Genomic DNA, 20,664 nt, shown 5'->3' with positions numbered 1-20,664 from the left:
CTGCAAATAACACCAGTTGTATGACCCCACCGTCTCATCACTTGTCGCATTCCCATATGCGCGTGGCTGTGAATTCTCCAGCCCCACCCGTACACCGGATTGGCAAAGCGATTATGGATGCTGCTGCAAGTACGAATAGAGCGCCATGACCTGCGGGACGTAGGCTTGGGTTTCCGGGAATGGCGGGATGCGATAGCCGCGCTTGGTTACCGCACCTGGGCCTGCGTTGTATGCGGCTAAGGTAAGTGCGAGATCCCCATTGAACTTTGTCGCGAGTTGCGCCAAGTACTTCGATCCCATCAGGATATTGTCTTCAGGGTTTCGCGGATCGCCGCCACCGACCAATGCAGCCGTCGTGTCGAGCAGTTGCATCATTCCGATAGCGTTCTTGCCCGACCGTGCGCCAGGGTTATATTTGCTCTCGACCGTGATGACAGCGTCAATCAACGCGGCGGGGACACCCGTCAATTGAGCGGCCCGCCGCACAACCGGCGCCCACGTCTTGCGCCGCGCTTCTAGCCAGGCAGGGAACCGCACTGCATACTGCCCCGAGGCGTAGTTTGCCTCTGTTGCCTGCATCGACTGGATGGCCTGCATATAGGCCATGATCCAGGTGCCCGCAAGGATGTTTTGGCACTCGTCGTTGACGACGTCTTCGCTCTTGATCCCCATCAATTCGAAGACTGGAAGCCATTGCACCGGGATCGCCATCGGCCCAACGCGCCCCGCGCTAACTGCTCCGGCTGGAAGGCCATGGGCAATAACCGCCTCGATAGCGGCGGTCTTGACGTGATATGCATCGCTGGCTTCGGCAATGCACGCTGTGGCTGGGACCATTCTCTCCGGTTTGTCGGTGCGCTTTAGGCGCATCCAGTCATGTCACTAGGAATCGCAATTATAAAGCTGCGAAATCGGCGCAGAGGACTGCTTTGCCAATCCGGTGTGTGGAAAACCGTAGGTGGAGTCGGGAATGTCAGCTATCAGTCCATTGGGAACTTTACCGGTGGTATGAACGGTGCTAATGACAATAGCAATGCAGAATTGATCACCGCTTGGGGAGGAGGGTGCCCGGGCAATAATGGCACCTTCCTTGTCGGAAGCGTCAATGGTTTTGGCGTGGTTGCTCAGGAAATCAACAACAACATGGACTATGCGAAAGTCTCCACCATCGAGTTTTGGGTCCCTGCCTATACCGGCTATACCATTTTCTCCGACATTTATGCTTGCGGTGCTGCAAACAGCACGTTTTATGTGATGGCTACCGTATTTCAATGACCTTGCCAATAGATCCGGTGTTTGGAGTGTGCGCAGGCGGCGTGCTTCCGATGTCGGCTATGTGGTGCCGATTAACGCGTGAGGACAGCGCCTCGATGTGCGCGTAATTGCGGTTGTAGTTTCGGTCAGTTCAGCGGCGGGTCTGAAGGAGGCTTTCAATAGCTCAACACTGAGGAATCACAAATTGGCGGGTAAAACCTGCAGCGTTGTTGTCTTATTTGCCCCACGCTGGCATCTAAAAGCTAAAGCGATGCTATTGGACGCAAATCGCGTGGGCAATACAACTTCCGCTGTTATTTTCCGCACAAGAAAAGCCATTTCCTGATGGCTGACAGATTCGTGGGGAAATTTCTCGGCCGTCGCCGCCTCGGTTCATGTCACAACTGCCGCCGGTCAGCGTGTATCCGCCGGGACAGCCGGCATACCCCGTCGCGCTCCACCCGCCCGAATCCACTTGGACCACGCTGGAAACTCCACCCGCCGTCCACACACCGGATTGGCAAAATAGTGGCCCCGACCCAGAATTAGCGATCGCCCCATTCTGGGAGCAGCCCGAACCGGCTGACGCGCCTGCGTAAGAAATGATGGTCCCGTTGGCGATAACCTGTTGATTTGTCCAGAGATTTCCGTTTGCACTCACGTTCCCGGATGCCGACACGTTCCCGTTTGCACTCACGTCTCCTTGTGCATGCAGGTAGCCGGCCGCCCAAACGTTCCCCCCAGCGGTGATATTTCCAGCAATAAGATCCGCGTTTGCTGTGCCCGCCGTGTTCTGGAGATAGACAGCGCCATTCTGGCGAAGCGCCGTATTCGCGCTGTCCCCGTACACGTAAGAATTCCCAATCTGCACGCCATTGCCCGCCGCCAACTGGATCTGTTGCGCATTCGTAATCGTGTTGCCGCCCATGTTCAAGTTCGTGCTCATCGTGTTGAGCTGCGGCTGCCCTGGCACGGCGTTGCGATACAGGTAGTTGCTGGTCAACGCGCCGTTGCTGAAGGTCAGCAGAGATGCCGGGCTGCCCCCCGTGACGCCATAGGCGGCGGTCGAGACCTGCCACGCGCCAAAGGCGCCATAGGCGGTCGCGGCGCCGCCCGAGTACACGCCGGAGTTGTTCGTCGGAATCATGCCGCCCACCCCATTCGCCGAGCGCGCGATCGACCCGAGCTCCTGGTCGTTGATCTGCGTGCCGCCAACCGTATAGATGAGCACCTGCAGATTGCCTGCAGTGGGCTGAGTGACGGCGGCCGTCCAAGTCTGGTTGAATGGATTCGTCCCGGTGAATCCAACCGGCAGACCCACGTTGGCCGCCTTCACGGTGGCAACCGGTATCACCGTCGGTGTGGTCGTCACTGACGATTCGAGCGACGTCATATTCTGAGTGACGTAATTCGAAACGGCCGCCACCCACTGCTGCTGTTGAATCGCCGTCGTGACGTCCGTCTGCGTATGGCGCTCCGTAGCAACGCCATTGGCGATCTTCGGGTAGTACATCAGCCCGACCAATATCGCGAACAGGGCTCCAAGGACTTCACTCATGATCAGTTTCCTGTTTTAACGACCGAGACCACATCCCCTGCCGTGACGGCGACATTGAGCGGTTCAGGTGTCGTGTTCACGCCATTCGCGTCCGTCGTCCACGTGGTGCCCGACGACAGGCCAATCGATGCGTCATTGCCGGACTGCAGCAACACCGCTTGCAATGCGCCCGTCGGCAAAGCCGCGTAAGCGGTAATGAGGCGCCCCGTTCCCGACACGGTCACAGCGTTGCCCGCGGCGTACGTCGAAACGAATGCCGAGGAATACTGCGGCGAGTAAGCGCTCAACTGATTCGGCTGAATCGTCCCGGTGAAGGTCGGATTGGCCGTCATGTACGCCATCACAGCCGAGCGGTAGCTCAAGAACTGCGCCGCCGCGGCATTCACCGAGACTGTCTGCGCGCTTGGCTGAATCGCCTGCAACGTGGCCTTCTGATAGGCCAGCGTCGACGTCAGCAATGCCAGCACGAGAAGGGCCATGTAGCGCATCGCATCTCACCTCGTCTGGCCTGCCTGGTTGAGCCTCATATCCGCCAGCTGCTTCATGAGATCGTGTTTCTGCCGATCGATCTCGCTCGACAGCTGCGCGAACTCGCCCTTCTTCATGAAGCCTCGAACCGGATGGTCGTCTTGCATGCAAAACAGAGACCGAGCGGACAGCACGCGAGGCGGACTCCCTGTCGAGAGCGATCCGATCAGGCTGTCGTTGATCGCCTTGGGCCGCCCGCCCGTGTCCACGAGACGCAGATCGATATGGATGGCAAACCGGAAGGCCTCCACGAACTGGGCCGACACGCTGCCGCGCCCCGCCGCGCGCGCGAAGCGCTCGATGCCGTTGATCAGGTCGCCGCCGTGATAGGTGCACAAGACGAGGAAGCCCATTTTCGAGGCCTGCGTCACCATCTCGGCGGTCTGGTCATCGAGCACTTCGCCGACAAACAGCACGTTCGGCGTTGCACGCGCAAGATCCCTGACCGCCTCGGCCATCAGCTCGGGCGTATCCACCTCGCGCTGGTGGATGTAGCCGTTTTCGTACCGGCCTTCGAGATCCATCTCGACGGGACTCTCGATCGTCCACGCCACGCCCCCGAGACGCGTCGCGCGCTCTTGCAGATACGCGCACGCCGTCGTCGTCTTTCCCGCGCCCGGCCGTCCCAGGAAGATGCCGATCCCGCCGCGGATCTCGGGCGACAACAGCTTCATGGCAAGCGGCTGCGCCATGCCGATGTCGTGAAACCGGCGCGGCTTGAACCGGAACGCGCGGCACACGAAAACGTGTCCGCCGCTCGCAAGCGGAATGCGTTTCGCACGCAAGCGCATGCCGTCCTGCGGAGGCCACACGATCGGGAAGCCATATCGGGACGCCCCCGCCCCGCGCTCATCCCACACTCGATTGAGCTCGAGAAAAAGCTGCTTCGCTTCAGCCCACGCGTCGAATGGCAGCAGCGATGCCACCATCGAGTCCGGGGTTTCCTTGAACCAGCCATTCGCCGGGTCCTCGCACACGCAAAGATCCGACCAGATGATGTCCTTCAGTCTATTCACGTTGGCGTGTCGATTCGCGGTTAGTGGCCGTACACGTACGTGATGGTCTGCGTCGTCGCGCTGTTGCAGGCCGTCACGGCCGTGCCGGCGTCCAGCGGGCTCGTCTGGCTGTATGTCGTGCCGTTGAGCGTCATCGTCACGTAGTTCGTCGCCTTGTTCGCCATGTCCACGCAGCCGTCGCTCGGCACGCTGTTTTCGACGATGTTGAACTGCGACGGATTCGCCGCGTTGACGGCCACCGTCACCGTCCCGCCCCACTGGTTGATCAGCGTAGCGCCCGTCACCATGTTGCTCGGCGCCAGCTGCGCCGCAATCGCAGTCGTGATACTCGAGAACGCCGTCTGGCCCGTATAGGTGTTCGCGATGTTGGTGGCGAGCTGCGTGAGGTTCGCCACCTCGGTTTCAGCCTTGTTCTTGTGGAAGATCGCCACCAGGATGATCACCACAGAGGCAATGCCCAACAGTCGCACCAGGTATTTAAACCAGGAGCCCATAATTTCATCCATCTCTCACCTCCGTCTTGTGTGCTGCATTGAAGAAAATCCCGGGTTCGGGAAAAGTTCTTAGCCGCCGCCGATCGCGCCCAGCTGCGTCGTGACACCGTTGATCGCATACATCAGAAAACCCATCAGCGCGTACATGGCGATCTCGGCGTAAAAGCCCGCTCTCTTGGCTTGCCCCAACGCATTGCGTTCGATTTCAGCCGACCAGCGTCTCGTCAGGTTTCCTACTTTGTCGTGGAAATCCTTGAAGGCCGCGATCGACCGAATGCGATCGATGATGGCCGGGTTGGGGAACTCGAAGGGCGGCATCTTGCCGCCCGCGCCGCGAGATTCCAGCGCCTCGGCGAGATTCATGCCGCCTTCGGTCATCCGGAAGCGGACATGCCACAACCGTTCGCGCAGCCAGGGGTTCGCCGTCTCCATCTGCCGGGCCAGCGCATGCACATCCGGGATGCCCGCCTCGATCAAGCCGGAAAACGATGCGAGCCACTTGTACCCCTCGATGTCGCGATAGAACGAGTACGGGAAATACTTCTCCGCCTTGATCCGGCTCGGCCCGATCCAACGCGGAAACGACCAGCGCACCGCATAGAAAATCGCCACGCAGAGAAGAGGCGGCACGATCGACAACCAGGACTGCGAGAAATCAGCCGCCTTGTACATGACGATGCCGATGCCCTGCACCTTGCTTTCCGGCAGGCCCTGGACGATGCTCGGCATCACGTAGGCGCCCACGGCCCACATCACGCCGTACGTCATGGCGAGATACATGATCGGCCGGACAGCGGCCCCCTTGTAGGCACGCATGACCGATTCGACTCGATCATGCGATTCGACGATCAAGTCGAGCGCGATACCCAGCTTCCCGGACATTTCACCGCCCGCGATCACCGCGGCCTCTTCGCGCGGAATCGCGATCGCGATCGCGCGGCGCAGCGGCAGGCCTTCGCGCATGCGGCGGGAGACGTTCTCGACGAGCGCCTGGCTGCTCCTGCGCCTGCGCTTGCGCAGGATGTCGGCAAAGCCGTCCAGCGCGGCTTCGACCGACACGCCGTTTTCCACCTGCGTCGACAGGTGCATATACAGCGCTTCACGCGTCTTCCAGTCGAACGCCTTGCGGTCGGCCGCGTCCGAGAGCTTTCCCCACCATCCGGTGCGCTTTCGGGTCAGCGTCTGTTTTTTCTGAGGCGCCGCGGCGCGCCGCCCCATGGCGCTCAGCACGCGGGCGAGCAAACCGCCTTCGTTAGCCATTGACCACCTCCAGGGCCGGCCGGTCGATTCCGTATTGGCTGATATCCACGACGTCGTGGAACATGTCCTTCGGCACGATCACATCCACCATTTCCTGGACATGGTTCGGATCCACGCGGCCCGCGAGGACATGCCGGATGGCTGTTTCCAGAAGCGGCGGGTCCGCATCGGGGCGACGGTGGTAGTTGCGCCGCGCAATCGCGGTTCCCCGGTGAATGAAGTCGGCCATGAGCTTGGCATCGGTCACGACCACTTCCATGATCCCGAACCGGCTTCCGATGCCTTCCTGGTTGCAGTGCTCGCAGCCCTCGCCCCGCACGTAGATCTGACCCAGGTCGCCATCCTTCGACCACGTTGCCAGCGCAGCCATGACCGAGTCGCTCACGCGCCCCGGCGCATCTTCCGAGCGCACGCGGCAATGCGGGCACAGCGGGCTCAAGAGGCGCTGCGCAACCACGCCGCGCACGATCTTCGGATCGCAGAACATCGTGCGCTTGAGCTTCATGATGTCCATCAGTTCGAGACGGTCCGGCCACAGGAATGCGTCGGATACGTGCAAGGTCGTCGTGACCTTGTGGCCCGTCGTCGAGGCTTCGAATGCCATCAGGGCGACTTCGGCGCCGCGGATTTCACCGGGGGAAATGATCTTGGGCGCCATCCGCAGCGCGGCCGCCATCGCCTCCGCGAACTGCTCTGCGGTGGCAGCCTTGTCCAGCGCGTTCGTCACCGGAAGCTGCGTGGACCAATCCTCCGGAAACTCGATCGGGTCCGCGATCATGATTTGCTTGAGGTAGGGACGCACGCGCGCCTCTTCCTTGCGCAATTCGTAGTCGGTGGTCGACTTGCCGGCCCCCGTCGGGCCGGTGACGATCAGGATGCCGTCCGGCATCGACATGATGTGCTTGAGCTTGGCGACGTTCTGCTCGGTAAAGCCCATTTTCGGGAGCAGAAATTCACCGCGCGGCGCAGACGGAAACTTCAGCACCGGCAGGCCCGCGCGCCGCTCGGCCCGAACGGTATTCGAATACTGCAAGCGCAGCACCATGAACTGGCCGCCCTGCGCGGCCGGGAACATCGGGCCGCGCACGATACGAATCGACGTCACGCCCGTGTCCGGATTGAGCTTCTCGCCCGTGACCTGCGCGTTCTGGCGCTCGTGATCGCGCCACTGCGAATCGCCCGTCGTCACGAGGCCCTGCCAGATCGCGCGCACGAGCAGCAGCGCCTTGTCCTGGTGATACTCGCGGAAGTGCCGAAGGTCGTTGTTGACGGTCAACTGCACGACCGCGTGATGGCCGCGCAGAAGGAAGTGGATGTCGGAGGCGCGGTAGTAGGCCGCGCACTCGAGCAATTCAAGCGCTTCGGCTCGATTCTCGAAGCCTTCCTGATGCGTTTCGCGCTCGGCGTAGCGAAGCCCCTGTTTGTCACGCATTTCCATGACCTGGGCCAGGTCGACGATCTCCTGCTTGAGCCGTATGCCTGCGCTTCTGTTGCGCTCCAACCATGTCAGGTACAGCGGACTCATGGATGTCTGCTTCGCGACGTACACCGTCATCGCCACGATATCGAAGGCGATCTGCGTCGCGATCTTTTCCGGCGGCGCAATGAGTTTGTTGCGCACGCTGCTCGATTCACCTCTAGCGTCCATACACTACCCCCGAAATTTTCCATCCGCTCGACGTGTCGCTCGCCCTTGCGGTGACGTCGTCGATGCTCACTTCGTTCAAACGGAGACCCGGCACGCTGCTGAAGTCCAGTGCGAACGGCGCGGCGGGAACGGAGAAGGAAAGTTGAATCGATGGCACCGGCTCGGGCGTACTCGTACCCAACGCGGCGGCCGCCACCGTCGCCACCTCGCTTTGCTTCGGCGCAACGGGAACACCGCTCATCCTGACCTCGATGCCGTGTTCCTGAGCCCATAGAATCAGCCTGGTGCGCGCTTCGCGGATCGGCACCGCGTCGTCGGTGCCCGGCACCCCTTGCGGCAGCGGCAGCGGAATCACCTGCGTCACGCCGTTCCCGTCTTCGGAAACGGCCCCCGGAGGCGCGTACGCAATCGTCGCGCCGGGACCGCGCTTCCACGTCACCATGAGCTGCGGACCGACGCAGTGTTGCGCGGCGAGCTGCCACCCATGCAGCCAGAGCGGCTGGCCGTAGACCGCGTTGCGGCAGGCATCGAGCCAGACGGCCGGGTCCGGCAGCGAGCGAAGAATCTTGCCGGCGCTCGGAGCGGCGGCTTCCTGCGCCTTGCGCGCGTTCACCTGAATTTGCAGACGCACCAGCGCCTGGCGCTTCAACTCTTGAACGTGTTCGTAGTACTGGTAGCCGAAATAGGCGCCGGCGGCACATACCATGACCCCCGCGCAGCCAAGCATCACCGAGGGAGAAAATCGCGACGTGCTCAGCGACTCCACCGGCGTGCGCTTGGCCTTCGCACGCGCAACCAGATCCTCCAGCTGCTCGCGCGTGCCGTTGACGTGGTTGAAGTCCTCTAGCGACGAGTGCTCCTGGCGAGCACGCTGAATGTCGTCGTAGGTGCCGACGACATCGCCGTCGGGCATCATCCCGTAGTTGTCGCGAACGGCGACATACCACCACAGCCCATTGCCGAGCTCGAATGCCCCGGCCCACGGCACCTTGTGAGAGTCCGCAAGCAGAGCGGCCAGGCTGTAGATCTTGTTCGGCCAGCCATTGCTGACCGCTGCGCAGAAACCGACCTGGATCGCCTCGTCGCCCACGCGGCGCGCAATCCAGTCCGTGTGCATGGTTTCCGCTTCTTCGACGAGTTCGGCACGCTCCGGCAACACTTCGTACGAGCGCCAACGCATGCCGATCAGCCATTTCCTGCGGCCGATCGTCACGATTTCCGTTCGTCCTACGGACGGCAGATCGCCGGCGCTCGACGCGCCGTAGTATTCACCGGAAAAAGTCGGTTCAACCATGATTGTCTTGTCTGGGAGCCCGTGGACTCAGTGCATGCCCATCGGCATGGACATCGGCCCCGCCATCGGGCGAGCCAGCGAAGGGTTCGTCTGCGGCGCAGCGTCTTGCGCGCCATCACCCGCGAACTGCAGGGCCGTCACCTTGTCGCCTTGGCTGACCATCACCTGGCCGAGCGCGATACTCGCGATCTTCCCGAGTCCCCGGACGGACTCCCCCTGATGAACGGTCACGCGCGCGCCCGATGAAAGCTGGATGACGGCGGTCCAGCGGCCGTCGACCATGCTCACCTGCTGGACCAGGGGATCACGCGCCGCCGGCGCCGGCTGCTGGCCCACGGTCAACGCCGGAATTGCCGGGGTGCTCGGCGCGGCGGCGCCGCCGTTCTGCTGGAAATTGCCGCGGCGCGCTTCGTCGAGCTGATGGTGTATCTGCAGGTTTTCGAGCTCGGCCTGCGCCTTTTGGGTATCGGCTCGAATCGCGTCCACCGAGCCGTAGTAGGTCGACCAGGTCGGCGCTTGATAGGCGCTCGCGCCCGAGGCAACCGCCGGCGCGCTCGACGCCGTGTCGATGCCCGCCGCAGTCGCCGCGAAAGCGGCGCCCGCCGACATCGAGAGCGCAGCGACAGCGCATGCCGCCGCCCGGACACGCCCCATGCTGAAACGGATTTTCATGAACGATCGTCTCCTTTAAAGCACGCGTGCCGTGATGACGATGGCGATCAGCTTCTTCTGACGCGAGCCGTCGACACCGCCGCCCAGCAGGAAGTTGCTGGGCGAGCCCACGCCGCTGTGATTGACGCTGGCGTTGTCCTGTTGGAGGCCGGCCAGCATCAGCGCCGAGCCGGGCGTCAGCGATACGCTTTGCTGGAACGTGGTGCTCGAGACGTTCGGCGTCTGGATGCTCGAGCCGTTGCTCGTCGCCGTATCGATGCGGTTGAGGACGGAGTTCGTCATGTCCATGGAAAGCAGAATCCGGCCGTTCACGACTTGCGGGAGGAAGGTCGCCGTGAAGCCGGTCGTGACGACGCCGGGCGTCAGCGTCGACGTGGAGCCCACGTTCGCGGAAATCGTCGATCCGCTCGACGCCAGATAGGTGACTTCGTTGGCGATCTGCATCGGCGCGGGCTGACCGTTCAAGGTCACGACCGATTGCGTCACGGTCTCAGCGACGTGGCCGAGCGTCGACAGCGCATTCACCGCGAGTTTCGATCCGTCCAAGCTCGACGATGTGCCTGCCGTCGCCGAGATGACCATCGGGCTCAGGCTGCCCGTGATCACCGGAACGCCCGGACCCGCGAGCGACAGGCCGTACATGTTCGACAACTTGTTGTAGATGACGCTGGGATTCCACGAGTAGTTGTCTTCGTTCGAGAGATCCACCGAGTACAAGGAAACCGAGATCATCACCTGCTGGCTCAGCTTGTCGGCGAGACCCTTGGCCCATGCTTCCACGTTCTTGACCTGCGTCGGCGAACCCGTGACGGTGATGCTTCCGAGCGAAGGTTCGGCCGAGACTTCCGCGGCGCCGCCGCCGCTCGAACCGGCAACCGTCTTGGCCGTGGCCGCGATCGTCTTCCAGACATCGACTTCATAGGTGTCGGCGGCATTCGAGCTGCCGGTCGTCGAGCCGCTCGAGCTGCTGCTCGTTCCCGTGCCCGAGCTGCTGTTCAGGCTGCCCGGGCCGGATTGCGCGACGATCGTGTTGGAGCCGTTCGACTTGCGGTTGATCGCGGGGATGTAGAACGTCTTGGTGATGGTGCGGTAGAACTCCACGGCGCCATCGTCCATCTTCCACCACAGGCCTTCCTCGTTCGCCGCGAAATCGAGCAGCCCCTTGACGTTCCCCTGATACGACACGTCCATCAGCGGCAGCGTCTTGGCTCCCTCGTGGGCATTCGACAGCGCGGCGGTCAGCGTCGCCGGAGGCAACGGCAGCTGCGCGCCCGTCGATGGGCTCGTCGACGGCGCGCCGACCAGGTCCGCAACGCTGGTCCCGCCGACGTGCTGCACTTCGGAGATATCGACCGGCAAGCCGACTTGCTGCGTGATGTACGCAACCAGCTCGGCGAGCGAGACCTTATGCTGCGGTTGCCATGCGAGCTGTCTCAGGAGAATCGGCGACAGCTCCGGGTCCACCTGGACCGACTCGCCGAGCAGCCACGACGCGGACGTGCGCGAAACGACCGGCTGCGCAACCTGCGCCTTCGCTTGCTCGGACTCCACGGTATGCCTTGCGTGCGAGACGGTATCGTCCGCATCCTTGATTTGCGCGCATCCGGCCACGGCCACTGCAGCCAGAGCGGCAAGCATCAGTCGGCCCGGCAATCGATATCGATGCGCGTCCAGGCGCGCAAGGCCGTTGAAGATTTTCACGTGTAGCTCCTTCCCGTATGTGCTCGTTCGCACTGGCCGCTATTGCGGCGCGACGCCCGGCCCTTGCACGACCAGGGTGTGATTGCCGTCGAAGAGTTGCGCATGGATCAGCGCACCGTTTTCCGCAAGCGTGCGCACGACTTCGGCCGCAGCGCTCGCGAAATCTCCCGTGAACGTGGTCGTCGTCGGCGCAATCACGTCGCGCTGCAGACCCCAGACCACGTTCCAGCCCGCGCGCTTGGCCCAGCCCTTGAGCTCCTGCCCGATCGGGTAGCCCTGGCGGATGATCCAGATCTCCTTCGTCGGCGCGACGGGCGCCGCCTCCCCCGACGCCTGGGAAACAGCGGGGAGGCTGCCGACGATCAGGTTGCTGCCGTCGAATCGGCCTTCGATATCCGCGTCGGCCAGCATCTTGCGGGCGACCGTCATGCGCGAATCGGCCGACCCGCCATCCCAGGAGACGCGCTTGTCCGGCAGCGTGCCGTTCACGACCAGTTGACCGCCTGCGGGGACCGTATGGGAAAGGGCCTGCCGCAACGGTTCGTTGCGCGCAAACCCTTGCAGCTTCGTGTTCCATGCCTCCGAGGGCGCGGCAAGCGGCGTGCTCATGACGGCATCGCCGGGAATTGCCCCGCCGACCATGGCGGACGCCGCAACCGGAGCAGCAGAAGAAGAGGCGCTTTGCGACGACGCGCTGCCGGATGCCTGATGCCTCGCGTTGTTGAGCGCAACCTGCAACGACGGATCGATTTCGAACCCGGCATGCGCCGCGGGCAGGTTCGCGCACTGCGCGGCGAACGTGACCGCTGCAGCCTTGAGAAATCCTCTCTTCATGTTTTCCCTTTCTGCCTGTTGTGCCAGTCGCCGCCGCACTGGGCCGCGCCTTTCTAGCGAATTCGCCGAACGGTTTTGGTCGGGCCCGTCAACATCGTTCGGATCTTTCGCCGAAACGTGGAGAACGGATAGCCTTTGCGCGAAATAATACCAAAAAAAACTAAAAAAATGATTCCTAAGATGACCAAATACCACGACTTCACTACGAGCAAAAATGGAAATGGTACAAATGCGCGCGCATCCAGCTTCGTGAAACCGAAAATACTGATGCTGGTAACGTTGGCGGTATGCCGCCAGTGGCTATCGGCCATGACTCCCCCGGAATCGATCAGTGCGTCGTGCGGGCGCGCGTGTAGCGCGCCAGGGTTTCGTCGTCGATCAGCCCCGCGGAATGCGCACTCACAGCGGCCTGCGCCATCGAGCAACCCTCCTCTTCCACCGCGCGCTTCAGGCGCAGCGTGAGCGCGCCCGGGTCGGCGATATCCAGGAGCTCCTGGCGCAGCTCTTCCGTCATGATCAGGAACTCGCGCAAGACGACGCGGCGGCCGCCGCCTTTGCGCGGAACCAGCATCTGATTGAAGAGCACGCGCGCCGTGGTCACCCAGTCGTAGAGCATCTGCTGCTTGACGGAGTCGTCGAAGAACGACAGGATCCGCGACGGCATGGACGCGACGTCGTTACAGTGCAGCGTCGTGAAGACCGGGTGGCCGGTCAGCGCAGCGGCCATCGCCGCTTCCGCCGTCACCCGGCTCTGCGTTTCGCCGATCACGATCAGCTTGGGACGACGGCGCATCAGCTGCCGCACGCCCTGCTCCCACGTCGGCACGTCGCGGCCGACCTCCATCTGGAACACGATGCTGTGCGAGCACGGAATGCCGTCGTAGGTCTGCTCGATCGGCTCTTCGATAAAGACGATGTTTCCGCGAATCGGCGTGCGCTGCTCGAGGATGTGCCGGCAGATCGCGGAGAAGAAAGTGGTCTTGCCCGAGCCCGTCGGGCCCGAAAGCCAGATGATCCCGTTGCGCGGCGTGACCGCTTCGAGCAGCTCGACCGGCAGCTCGCCTTCGGTAAGGCGCGCAGGCTCCGAATCGATCTTCCGCATGAGGATCTGGTAGGCCATCTCCCCGTTGACCTCGCCCCGGCCGGCGGCCACCCGAAAGCGCGTCTTCTTCTTCTCGCCGCGCGCATCGCGCTCGACCGGGTCCTTGACCACGTACGAGGCCTTGATCTCCTGCCCCTGGATGAGCAGGCTGGACGCCTTGTCGTTGTCGGTCGCCCAGTTGATGATTTGCTGGACCTCGCCCTGATCCAGCTGCCGCTCGGTCAGCTGACGGAATTCGCCGTCGATTTCCAGGATCACCGGCTCGCCGGGCTGCAGGATCGTTTCGCTGGCCCCCTGCGCAACCACCTCGCGCATCATGTCCTGCAGATGATCCCGGTGCCCGAAGATGATCGGCTCGCGCCATGCCGTCCGAGGCACGATGAGCTCGGCATCGCTACGCCATACCATCAGTTCCCCCCCGCCGAGCCGGCGTCGCCGGCGTTCAGCACAGGCGTGAGCGTCACGCCATCCGGGCTCGGCGAAGGCGCCGGCGACCCATCGCCCGGGGCCTGCAGGCGGTCGACCTCCCCGGAAAGCGGCTGCCACTTCTTCATATTGGTGTCGAAAGACGGCAGGGCCGTCAGGCGCAGCACTGTTTCACCCATGCTCATCGAGTCCCCGCGAGAATTGAGCGGCATGTCCATCTGGGCCACGATCGGCAGCGTGACCATCTTCTTCAGCGCGAGGATGTGGTAGTTCACCATCCCGCGATAGTCGCGCGTCAGCCGGTTCGCATTGATCTTGAAGCTCTCGTCGGCCTGTTGAATCCCGGCCTGCCAACCGGCGGCCACCGCCTTTTTCCAGATCTCGCGCTCGTTGTCGCTGGTCGGCAGCAGTTCCGCAGCGGGCATCGCCAGCGGGCCGGGGTCAGCCATCAGGTACTCCCGCCAGGTCGGCGGGCGCGACGTGAAGCGCGCCTGCGAGAAGATTGTCCAATCCTGCTGCGCAATGCGGATCGTATCCATGCCCTTCAGGGTGTACAGATCCCTCTCCTGCGTGAGGACCGGGGGCACGACGCGCCCCTGGATCATCAGATGCGCAAAGTCGTACACGGTGTCGTACTCTCTCGCGCGCGTCTTGAGTTCGGACTGGATCATGCGCGTTTCGTCGATGAGGCCGCCGCGCGCGCCCAACCCGAAAGCCGCATCGCGCACGGCGTCGAGCCGGATGTTGCCGAGCGAATGGGTCCCGGGGCCTGCGGCCGCGCTCTGGACGATGGCGGGCTGATTCAGGCTCTGCAGCGCGTCAAGGGAAACGGTATCGATCGGCATGCAACACCCTTCAAGCGTGCGACGGCTTCTTGTAGGTCAGCTCGATCACGCCGGCCGAGACGCGAAGGTCGAGCCAATCGCCCGCGGTCTGCCCGACGTAGCGCAGCACTTCGAGCACGGGCATCTTGTTCACATAGACGTTGACGTTCACGTGCTCGGGCGGACGCTGGCCATAGACCTTCAATTCGTAGCCGTACTTGCTCGCGATATCGCCGACGATCTGCTCGACGTCGCCGTAGAAGTCGTAGCTCACGCGATCGGTCAGCAGCCGGGTGCGCGACACCGCGCGCTGCTGCACGTCTGCATCGCGAGTCATCGCAAGCTCGCGCTGCGCGTTCACCGCGAGCGACAGCGAATCCGAAATCTGGGCCTCGATTTCCGTGCGGCGTTGCTCGTCGGGCGTCGCCTTGACCTGGTTCTGGTTCGCGCACCCCGATACGGCGACCAACGCCGCCAGTACCGCCCCCCCGCGCAGGCACCATTTCACACAACTGTTCACAGTCATTCCCCGTAGTCCAACACTCGAGCGCCGCAGATTCTAGCCATGCCATCCCCATACGAGCCATTATGAACTAGTTTAAATACAAAAACATTTATTTTTTTGATTCTTATTGTTGCGAGTGTGGTGGATGAGGCAGCCGCTTCATCGGCGCAGCGCTAGGGATGCGAGAGAATCACGAACCACCGACCACACGCAGGCGGGCAACCTGGAAATCGGTATTGCGGCGATCGGCGAATTCGTCGGCCGCGCTGCTGTCGGACACATCCGCATCCGGCACTTCCTGGCGGCTCGAACGGCGCTCGGCATGCTCGTGCATCATGTTGACGAGATCGTCAGTCGAGAAACCGAACTCGCGCGCAGCGGCCTGCACGTCCTTCCAGTTGTAGGTGGGCGCAACCACGCCGGTCAGATGGTCGAATTGCACGGAACGAAGCACCTCGTGGTGGATCATTTCGCGGTTGTCGCGAAATTCGGCGGGATTCAAGGTGACCTTGCGCTGGCACGTCACGCCGGTCAACGCCTCGAACTTGCCGAGCAGGTCCGCCGGGGCGCGCGTCACCGCGATACGGATGCCGCGTGCGCGGTCGAAAACGAGCAGCATGCGCTCTTGATCGACAAAGCGCGAAATCCAGCGATCGGAACCGCGCAGCACGACTTCGGCGATCGTCAGATGCTCGGACAGCAACTCCTTGATGAGCCCCGAGGCCGCATCGGCCCAGCACTGGGTGACCTTCTTCGGCGTGCCTTCGGCGCGCCATTCGAGCACGCCGCTCGGGCGCAGCCCGCAAAAATCCGCCTCGATGCCCAGGAGCGCGATCAGACGGTCGAAGGAGGTCTTCGACAGCATCTTGGTCACTTCCTTGTCCTGGTCCGTGTGCGACGCGCTGAAGAGCACTTCATAGGAGGCCCGAGGCATCCCTGTGCGCAGCTGGATTTCTTCGGCAGGAATACCTCGCGCGATTTGAATTCGCGCCAGTTGGCGCCTCGTAAGCGGCGTTTCAATGCTCATATTTTGTACCTTTTCGCTTGTTTTTGAAGAATATCAGTCTTATTTGAAGCAAAAAAATCTTTGTTTTTGATTTTTCTCCATCATAGCGCGACACAACGGGCATGTCACGAGCCCAGAAATCAATTCTTCACAGCGGAAGACACTGCCAGGACGCCCCACCCAACGCGGCGCTTTACATTGCGACCGGCCTGCGTTCCGACTCTTGCTACTCGCCGCCGTAGAAGGTCTGCGCGCCCGCGAAGTTGTCGAACTTCGTGTATTGGCCGAGGAACGTGAGTCGCACCGGCCCGATCGGACCGTTACGCTGCTTGCCGATGATGATCTCGGCCGTGCCCTTGTCGGGACTGTCGGGGTTGTAAACCTCGTCGCGATAGATGAAGAGGATCACGTCCGCGTCCTGCTCGATGGCGCCCGATTCACGCAAGTCCGACATCACCGGACGCTTGTTGGGCCGCTGCTCGAGGCCGCGGTTCAGCTGCGAAAGCGCGATCACCGGCACGTCGAGCTCCTTGGCAAGCCCCTTCAGCGAGCGCGAGATTTCGGAGATTTCGGTGGCGCGGTTCTCGCCCTGCGACGAGCCCGACATCAGCTGCAGGTAGTCGACGATGATGAGGCCGAGCTTGCCGCATTGGCGCGCGAGCCGCCGCGCGCGCGAGCGCAATTCCATCGGGTTCAGGCCACCGGTTTCGTCGATGAAGAGTTGCGCCTCGCTCATCTTCTGCACCGCGTGCGTGAGCTTCGGCCAGTCTTCGTCGGTCAGCCGCCCGGTACGCATGCGATGCTGGTCGAGCCGCCCGACCGAGCCGAGCATACGCATGACGAGCTGCGTGCCCGGCATTTCCATCGAGAACACCGCCACCGGCAAGCCGTACTCCACGGCGACGTATTCGCCGACGTTCATGCTGAAGGCCGTTTTCCCCATTGAGGGCCGCCCAGCCACAATGATGAGCTCCCCGCCATGCATGCCCGACGTCATCCGGTCGAGGTCGACGAAGCCCGTCGGCGTGCCGGTCACGTCGCTCGGGTTGGCGGTGTGATAGAGCGTATCGATCCGCTCGACCACTTGCGTGAGCAGCGGGCCGATTTCGAGGAAGCCTTGCGTGCCGCGCGCGCCGTCTTCGGCGATCGAGAACACCTTCGATTCCGCCTCGTCGAGCAATTGGCGGACTTCCTTGCCTTGTGGATTGAAGGCGTCGGCGGAGATCTCGTCGGCCACCGACACGAGACGCCGCAGCACAGCGCGGTCGCGCACGATTTCGGCATAGCGACGGATATTGGCCGCGCTCGGCGTGTTCTGCGCCAGCGCGTTCAGGTACGCGAGGCCGCCCACCTCCTCGGCCTTGCCCGAGGTGCCGAGCGCTTCGTAGACGGTGATCACGTCGGCCGGCCGTGTCGCCGCGATCAGCTTGCCGATGTGCTCGAAGATGATCCGGTGGTCGTAGCGGTAGAAATCGCTCTGCGACAGGAAGTCGGCGATCCGGTCCCATGCCGCGTTGTCGAGCAGCAGCCCGCCGAGCACCGACTGCTCGGCCTCGATCGAATGCGGCGGGACTTTCAGAGATTCGAGTTGGGGATCTTTCGGCGGTGCGTTCATGGGGAGGAATTATCGCGAAATGGCCGTTTTAGTGCCAGCCCGGCGGCTACGGCACAAATAAAAAGACAGAGGCCGGTTTCCCGGCCCCTGTCTTTTGTCGACCCGAGCTAGTGCTTTAGCGTGCCGGCCGGAGTTAGTGCTTCAGCACTTACTCCGGCCCCATGCAGAGCATTACTCGGGTCCCATGCAACGCTTCCTGCGCGCCGAACCGCCTGCCTGCCAGTTCGGCGAATACTACTCGTGCTGCGTCAAGCAGAGCGCGGCGCGCAGTGCGCAGTGCGAAACCTGCCGCCGCCTTAAGCGTGCTCGCCCAGCACCGACACCGTGACGTCGACGAGGACGTCCGTGTGCAGCGAAACGCTGACCGGATGGTCGCCGACGATCTTCAGCGGACCTTCCGGCAGGCGCACTTGCGCCTTTTCCACGTCGAAGCCTTGTGCCTTCAGCGCATCGGCGATGTCGGCGTTGGTCACCGAGCCGAACAGACGGCCGTCGACGCCAGCCTTCTGCGCGATCTGCACGGTCAGGCCAGCCAGCTTTTCGCCTTGAGCTTGAGCAGTTGCCAGCTTTTCAGCCGCAACCTTTTCGAGTTCCGCACGGCGGACTTCGAATTCGGCGATCGCTTCCTTCGTTGCGCGGCGAGCTTGCTTTTTCGGGATCAGGAAGTTACGTGCGTAGCCGTCCTTCACCTTGACGATGTCGCCGAGGTTGCCCAGGTTGACGACTTTTTCCAAAAGAATGATTTGCATTCGGATTCTCCTTATTGCGTCGTCTGATTAGGCCTTGTGCAGATCGGTGTACGGCAGGAGCGCGAGGAAACGTGCGCGCTTGATGGCCGTATCGAGCTGGCGCTGATAGTGGGACTTCGTACCCGTCAGACGAGCCGGCGTGATCTTGCCGTTTTCGCCGATGAAGTCCTTCAGCGTTTCGGTATCCTTGTAGTCGATGCTCTCGACGCCAGCAGCCGTGAAGCGGCAGAACTTCTTGCGCTTGAAGAGCGGGTTTTGTTGCTGACGACGCTTGTCGAATTTCTTACCAGTCTTACCAGTCGGGCGGGGCATGTTCAGTCCTTTCCAATGTCCTGCAATTCAGTGATGTGAAACACCAAGGTTCGCGCGTTGCGGTTTTTCTTCGCCAGGAAACCCGTGAAGAGCGTTTCGACGCCCATCTCGCAGGCCTCCAGCTTGCCGCTCGCGGCTCCCGCGGCAACCGCCGGCATCGTCAGTTCGATTTGCCGGGCAATGCCCGCTTCGACGACTTCCGTGCGGTGCTGCAGCGTGCAGCTTGCGATCGGAACGCCGGCGGGGGTGTACCGCACCGGTTCGCGTTCGACGACGCTGGCCGTGAGTTGCAGCCGGTTCACGAGAGCAGAGTGAGCCTTGGTGGCTTAATAAACCAGAGTCCTTAAGCCTGCGCTTCGGACGGTTGCGACGATGCAGCCGCCTTCTTGGCTTCTTCGCGCTGCACTTCCTTCATCATCGGCGACGGGCCGGTTTCGGCCTTCTTCATCTTGACGATGAGGTGACGCAGCACGGCGTCGTTGAACTTGAATGCGTGCTCGAGCTCGTCGAGCGTGGTTTGGTCGCATTCGATGTTCATGCAAACGTAGTGAGCCTTCGCGAGTTTCTCGATCATGTAGGCCAGTTGGCGACGGCCCCAGTCTTCGATACGGTGGACTTGGCCGCCGTGCGTGGTGATCGTGGACTTGTAACGCTCGATCATCGCGGGCACTTGCTCGCTTTGATCGGGGTGCACGATGAAGACGATTTCGTAATGACGCATACACACTCCTTGTGGATTAAAGCCACCCGGGCGTCGGAACCGGTGTGGCAAGTGAGAAGCCGAAGATTATAGCCCGGCTTTCGAACCGCATGCAAGATAAAAACCGCTTTCCCGGACGGAATCGGTCGTGTTTTCAAGGATTTATCGAAGGGGACGGGTCAATCCTCCTTGGCCCCACCCGGGCCATGCAGCTTCGACTGCAGCGCGGCCTTGAATGCCACGAGCGTGTCCGGCGTCGCATCGGTGATCGCCCAGTAGGTCATCCCGCTCTCATGCCAGCGCGAGAGCGAATAGCCTTCGCTCACGAGCGTCTCCGGCGGGCGGCCCGCGCTGCCGGACGATTCCGGGAACACGTAGACGTCGAGCGGATGCTTCTTGTAGCGATAGATCAGCACCGCCACGCGCCGGTGCGCGACGTAATCCAGGCGCCCGCCTACGAGCGGGAAGCCGCTTCCCGCCAGGTCTTCGACCGGCGGCGAGTAGTCGATCCTGCCGTTGAACCAGGGCTTGACCGTGTGCTGATCGGTCGAGATCACGTCGATGTCGCGGTCCGAGAGCAGCGCGCGGACGTGGCTCGAGACCAGCTCGTCGGCAAGCATTCCGTCGCCCGCCGGGCGATGCAGCGCGAACGTCACCCCCGCCGCCGCGGCCGCGAGCGCGATGACAAGCGCCCCGCCCCAGCCCACTGCCCCCGCGCCGCCGCCCGCCGCCTGCGGCCCGGACGACGGCCAGCGGATGCCGAACCAGTCACGCCAGCCGGCGGACGGCTTGCGCTCGCGCCCCTTGGCGCGCGGCGGCTCGGCCGGTGCTGCGGATTCGGGGCGAAACGGCGCCTCGGGCAGCACGGCCGCCTCCTGTGCGGGCTCCTCCAGCGGCGGCAGCTCGGCCAGGATGCGCGTGCGCAGCGACTCCGGGGCGCGATAGTAGCCGGCCGCGCGCAGCGTGTCGCCGAGCGCGCGCACGTTCTCGCTTTCGCGCCGGCATTCAGGGCACTCGGCCAGGTGCGCCTCGACGCGGCGGGCGTCGGGCGCGGAGAGTTCGCGGTCGGCATTCGCGTCGATCAGCGGCCGCGCTTCTTTACAGTCCATCTGGATTCTCCTGTGTCGATGGGAGTTGGCGCTTTAGCGCCTACTCCCATCCCATGC

General features: G+C 62.7%; 23 protein-coding genes. 1 reads left to right on the top strand and 22 read right to left on the bottom strand.

The genetic code is table 11. The features are described 5' to 3' along the window. Positions 1-111: 111 nt before the first annotated feature. Positions 112-837 (bottom strand): lytic transglycosylase domain-containing protein, encoded by a 726-nt coding sequence (locus FAZ69_RS08300; RefSeq protein WP_169708593.1) that lies wholly within the window; start codon positions 835-837, stop codon positions 112-114. A 39-nt stretch (positions 838-876) separates the two neighbouring features. On the opposite strand from FAZ69_RS08300, the gene FAZ69_RS08295 reads away from it, so the two are divergent. After that, on the top strand, positions 877-1,275 hold the full coding sequence (locus FAZ69_RS08295) for a prepilin, shufflon protein A (protein ID WP_136893470.1): 399 nt from the start codon (positions 877-879) through the stop codon (positions 1,273-1,275). 253 nt (positions 1,276-1,528) lie between these two features. On the opposite strand, the gene pilV is transcribed toward FAZ69_RS08295, so the two are convergent. The 21 genes from pilV to FAZ69_RS08195 all read right to left on the bottom strand — a co-directional run bounded on the left by pilV (position 1,529) and on the right by FAZ69_RS08195 (position 20,607). Beyond that, positions 1,529-2,812, bottom strand: a complete 1,284-nt coding sequence (gene pilV / locus FAZ69_RS08290; RefSeq protein ID WP_136893469.1) for a shufflon system plasmid conjugative transfer pilus tip adhesin PilV — start codon at positions 2,810-2,812, stop codon at positions 1,529-1,531. 2 nt (positions 2,813-2,814) lie between these two features. After that, positions 2,815-3,300 carry a type IV pilus biogenesis protein PilM gene (gene pilM / locus FAZ69_RS08285; RefSeq protein WP_136893468.1) on the bottom strand — a complete coding sequence of 162 codons (486 nt, stop codon included), beginning with the start codon at positions 3,298-3,300 and terminating at the stop codon, positions 2,815-2,817. A 6-nt stretch (positions 3,301-3,306) separates the two neighbouring features. After that, positions 3,307-4,356, bottom strand: coding sequence for an ATPase, T2SS/T4P/T4SS family (locus FAZ69_RS08280; protein WP_136893467.1), 1,050 nt, complete (start codon positions 4,354-4,356; stop codon positions 3,307-3,309). 20 nt (positions 4,357-4,376) lie between these two features. Next, positions 4,377-4,862: a type 4 pilus major pilin gene (locus tag FAZ69_RS08275; RefSeq protein WP_136893466.1), complete on the bottom strand. Its 486-nt coding sequence runs from the start codon at positions 4,860-4,862 to the stop codon at positions 4,377-4,379. Between the two features lie 57 nt (positions 4,863-4,919). Continuing rightward, positions 4,920-6,110 (bottom strand): type II secretion system F family protein, encoded by a 1,191-nt coding sequence (locus tag FAZ69_RS08270; RefSeq protein ID WP_136893465.1) that lies wholly within the window; start codon positions 6,108-6,110, stop codon positions 4,920-4,922. Next, complete coding sequence (locus FAZ69_RS08265) at positions 6,103-7,731, bottom strand: ATPase, T2SS/T4P/T4SS family (protein WP_169708592.1); 1,629 nt, start codon at positions 7,729-7,731, stop codon at positions 6,103-6,105. The genes FAZ69_RS08270 and FAZ69_RS08265 overlap by 8 nt, the downstream gene beginning before the upstream one ends. A 16-nt stretch (positions 7,732-7,747) precedes the next feature. Next, complete coding sequence (pilO2, locus tag FAZ69_RS08260) at positions 7,748-9,052, bottom strand: type 4b pilus protein PilO2 (RefSeq protein WP_136893463.1); 1,305 nt, start codon at positions 9,050-9,052, stop codon at positions 7,748-7,750. Positions 9,053-9,079: 27 nt separating this feature from the next. Next, positions 9,080-9,724, bottom strand: coding sequence for a type IV pilus biogenesis protein PilP (gene pilP, locus FAZ69_RS08255; RefSeq protein ID WP_136893462.1), 645 nt, complete (start codon positions 9,722-9,724; stop codon positions 9,080-9,082). A 15-nt stretch (positions 9,725-9,739) separates the two neighbouring features. After that, complete coding sequence (locus FAZ69_RS08250; protein WP_136893461.1) at positions 9,740-11,425, bottom strand: secretin GspD/PilQ domain-containing protein; 1,686 nt, start codon at positions 11,423-11,425, stop codon at positions 9,740-9,742. Between the two features lie 39 nt (positions 11,426-11,464). Further along, entirely contained in the window at positions 11,465-12,259 is a 795-nt protein-coding gene (locus tag FAZ69_RS08245) for a TcpQ domain-containing protein (RefSeq protein WP_136893460.1), read from the bottom strand. Positions 12,260-12,312: 53 nt separating this feature from the next. Next, positions 12,313-12,570 (bottom strand): IcmT/TraK family protein, encoded by a 258-nt coding sequence (gene icmT / locus FAZ69_RS34435; protein ID WP_206171180.1) that lies wholly within the window; start codon positions 12,568-12,570, stop codon positions 12,313-12,315. A gap of 17 nt (positions 12,571-12,587) precedes the next feature. Next, on the bottom strand, positions 12,588-13,769 hold the full coding sequence (locus FAZ69_RS08240) for an ATPase, T2SS/T4P/T4SS family (protein WP_136893459.1): 1,182 nt from the start codon (positions 13,767-13,769) through the stop codon (positions 12,588-12,590). Continuing rightward, positions 13,769-14,632: a type IV secretory system conjugative DNA transfer family protein gene (locus FAZ69_RS08235; RefSeq protein ID WP_136893458.1), complete on the bottom strand. Its 864-nt coding sequence runs from the start codon at positions 14,630-14,632 to the stop codon at positions 13,769-13,771. Before FAZ69_RS08235 ends, FAZ69_RS08240 begins: the two co-directional genes overlap by 1 nt. A gap of 10 nt (positions 14,633-14,642) precedes the next feature. Further along, positions 14,643-15,137, bottom strand: coding sequence for a DotD/TraH family lipoprotein (locus FAZ69_RS08230; RefSeq protein ID WP_136893457.1), 495 nt, complete (start codon positions 15,135-15,137; stop codon positions 14,643-14,645). A 169-nt stretch (positions 15,138-15,306) separates the two neighbouring features. Then, the gene (locus FAZ69_RS08225; protein ID WP_136893456.1) at positions 15,307-16,050 is read right to left on the bottom strand and encodes a hypothetical protein; all 744 of its coding nucleotides are present in this window, start codon (positions 16,048-16,050) and stop codon (positions 15,307-15,309) included. A 298-nt stretch (positions 16,051-16,348) separates the two neighbouring features. Beyond that, the gene (locus FAZ69_RS08220; protein WP_136893455.1) at positions 16,349-17,737 is read right to left on the bottom strand and encodes a replicative DNA helicase; all 1,389 of its coding nucleotides are present in this window, start codon (positions 17,735-17,737) and stop codon (positions 16,349-16,351) included. Positions 17,738-18,033: 296 nt separating this feature from the next. Next, the gene (gene rplI / locus FAZ69_RS08215) at positions 18,034-18,486 is read right to left on the bottom strand and encodes a 50S ribosomal protein L9 (RefSeq protein ID WP_136893454.1); all 453 of its coding nucleotides are present in this window, start codon (positions 18,484-18,486) and stop codon (positions 18,034-18,036) included. A 27-nt stretch (positions 18,487-18,513) separates the two neighbouring features. Further along, positions 18,514-18,798 carry a 30S ribosomal protein S18 gene (gene rpsR / locus FAZ69_RS08210; protein WP_136893453.1) on the bottom strand — a complete coding sequence of 95 codons (285 nt, stop codon included), beginning with the start codon at positions 18,796-18,798 and terminating at the stop codon, positions 18,514-18,516. Between the two features lie 2 nt (positions 18,799-18,800). After that, positions 18,801-19,100, bottom strand: a complete 300-nt coding sequence (gene priB / locus FAZ69_RS08205; RefSeq protein WP_136893452.1) for a primosomal replication protein N — start codon at positions 19,098-19,100, stop codon at positions 18,801-18,803. A 41-nt stretch (positions 19,101-19,141) separates the two neighbouring features. Continuing rightward, positions 19,142-19,519: a 30S ribosomal protein S6 gene (rpsF, locus tag FAZ69_RS08200; protein WP_136893451.1), complete on the bottom strand. Its 378-nt coding sequence runs from the start codon at positions 19,517-19,519 to the stop codon at positions 19,142-19,144. Between the two features lie 158 nt (positions 19,520-19,677). After that, positions 19,678-20,607 carry an anti-sigma factor family protein gene (locus FAZ69_RS08195; RefSeq protein ID WP_136893450.1) on the bottom strand — a complete coding sequence of 310 codons (930 nt, stop codon included), beginning with the start codon at positions 20,605-20,607 and terminating at the stop codon, positions 19,678-19,680. Between the last annotated feature and the right edge of the window lie 57 nt (positions 20,608-20,664).

The sequence above is a fragment of the Trinickia terrae genome, assembly GCF_005144415.1.
Classification (GTDB): Bacteria; Pseudomonadota; Gammaproteobacteria; order Burkholderiales; family Burkholderiaceae; genus Trinickia_A; species Trinickia_A terrae.
Note: the sequence above shows the minus strand (reverse complement) of the source record. Positions and strands in the feature narration are given on the sequence as shown.